This is a genomic window from Kitasatospora sp. NPDC057500 (genome assembly GCF_042802195.1).
Lineage (GTDB): Bacteria > Actinomycetota > Actinomycetes > Streptomycetales > Streptomycetaceae > Kitasatospora.
The window spans coordinates 1-1,825 of sequence record NZ_JBHVER010000427.1; the positions used below are offsets into that span (position 1 = coordinate 1).

At 70.9% G+C, this 1,825-nt stretch carries 3 protein-coding genes; 1 reads left to right on the plus strand and 2 read right to left on the minus strand.

What is annotated here, in order from left to right; translation table 11 throughout:
• Positions 1 to 59 precede the first annotated feature (59 nt).
• Positions 60 to 404, minus strand: a complete 345-nt coding sequence (locus tag ACFU74_RS37175) for a rodlet layer protein (protein WP_380764560.1) — start codon at positions 402 to 404, stop codon at positions 60 to 62.
• 83 nt (positions 405 to 487) lie between these two features.
• Entirely contained in the window at positions 488 to 832 is a 345-nt protein-coding gene (locus ACFU74_RS37180; protein ID WP_380764561.1) for a rodlet layer protein, read from the minus strand.
• A 310-nt stretch (positions 833 to 1,142) separates the two neighbouring features.
• On the opposite strand from ACFU74_RS37180, the gene ACFU74_RS37185 reads away from it, so the two are divergent.
• Positions 1,143 to 1,799, plus strand: coding sequence for a hypothetical protein (locus ACFU74_RS37185; protein ID WP_380764562.1), 657 nt, complete (start codon positions 1,143 to 1,145; stop codon positions 1,797 to 1,799).
• Positions 1,800 to 1,825 lie beyond the last annotated feature (26 nt).

Sequence of the window (1,825 nt, forward strand, 5' to 3'; positions counted from 1 at the left end):
CGCCCGGAGGGCCCGGGGACCAGACGTCCCCGGGCCCTCCGTCGCGCCGTGCGGCTGGATCAGCCGATCAGGTGCGAGACACCCGCGTCGCCCGAGGACTGGGTGTTCTGGCCGACGTTGCAGATCTGCTTCGGGGTGCTGTTGAGGACCGGAACCTCGATCGGCACGGCCAGGCCGAGGACGCCGACCGCCACGTTGTGGATCTCGGGCAGGCAGATGTTCGGGTTGTCCAGGGTGTGGAAGTTCGGGCTGTGGTCGCCGGCGGTGCCGGTGTGGTTGGTGCCGCCGTTGCCCTGGACCGAGACGGCCGAGCCGTCCGAGTCGGCGATGGCACCGGCCGAACCGGCGGACATCGCGATGGCGGCGGCGGCCAGACCCGCGGCGGCGAGGGACTTCTTGATCATTTCGGTGTTCCTCTCGGGGGTGAATCGGGGAGCGATTCGAAGGGTGGTCGGTTCGGGAGGGTGACGCTGCCGGGACGGGCGGGTCAGCCGATCAGGTGCGAGATGCCCGCGTCGCCGTGGCTCTGGGTGCCCTGGCCCTGGGTGCAGTACTGCTTGCCACCGCTGTTGGCGATCGGGACCTCGATCGGGACGGCGATGCCGGCCACACCGACGGCGATGTTGTGGATCTCGGGCAGGCAGATGTTCGCGTTGTCCAGGAAGTGGAAGTTCGGGCTGTGGTCGCCGACGGTGCCGGTGAAGTTGGTGCCGCCGTTGCCCTGGAACGACCCGGCGGCGCCGTCCGCGTCAGCGATGGCCGAGGCCGGCGCGGCGGCTGCGGCCAGCGCGGCGGCGGCCAGGCCGGCGGCGGCGAAGGACTTCTGGATCATGAGGAGATCCCTCTCTGAAAAGCTCGGTTTCCGTGCGGTTTCCGTGCGTACGACGCGTTCAACGCCCAGACCCGGTCTGCGGTCACTGACGTTCAGATCAAAGAATCACGGCACGGAAGGTTACGGGGATTTTGGAAAAGAGTCCGGGAGGCGCGGCGGTCAAGGGATTCCGGTCGGATTATTAACCCGAATCGGTTAACCGGTGCCATCGGGAACGCCGGTCGCTCGTTGAGCCCGTTGCTTTCGGCCGCGCCCGCGCGGCCGCCTCCCCATTGGATCTCCCGTACGGACAGGTGGAACGGTGAAAAGCATGAAGTTCTCCAAGCGGGCCGGCGCGGTGCTGCTGGCGGTCGGTGCGGGCGTGCTCGCCTCCCCGGGGTCGGCGTCCGCCGCCCCGATCGGCCCCGATCAGGTCGGGGCGCTGGAGGAGCAACTGGCCACCCAGCAGGTGCCGGTGGACATCCCGCTGGCGCCGCTGGACAGCCGGATCTCCGGCGCCATCCCGACCTCGCTGCTGATGCCGCCGGCGCCCACCCACACCACGGGGGACGCGCTGATCCCGGACCGCATCGTGCCCGCGCTCGGCATCGGCAAGGTCGGCCCGACCGCCAAGGCCGAGTTGCCGCTGCCGCTGCTCGACCACAGCGCCGACCTCGGCGAGCTGCTGCTGGACGCCCCCGCCGCGCCGCTGCACGCCGACACCCCCGCGGTCGGCCTCGGCAAGCCGCTCTCGCTGGTCGAGGACGGCACCGGCCAGCTGGCCGACGGCCGGCTCAAGCTGGGCGAGCTCGACCCGAAGCTGGTGACCGGAGCCGTCCAGGCCGTGCCCGGCGCCAAGGCCACGCTGGGCACCGAGGACGAGCGGATCTCGGTGACCGACTCGGTGGGGAACCTGGCCACCACCGCGACCGCCACCACCACCGGCGTCGTCCAGGAGACCGGACTGGCCGGCCTGACGCACCTCTAGGCCGCACGCACGGGAGAGCCCGGCAC

Coding starts and splice junctions, on each gene's coding strand:
- ACFU74_RS37180 (WP_380764561.1), bottom strand. CDS start 832: ATGATCCAGAAGTCCTTCGCCGCCGCCGGCCTGGCCGCCGCCGCGCTG.
- ACFU74_RS37185 (WP_380764562.1), top strand. CDS start 1,143: ATGAAGTTCTCCAAGCGGGCCGGCGCGGTGCTGCTGGCGGTCGGTGCG.
- ACFU74_RS37175 (WP_380764560.1), bottom strand. CDS start 404: ATGATCAAGAAGTCCCTCGCCGCCGCGGGTCTGGCCGCCGCCGCCATC.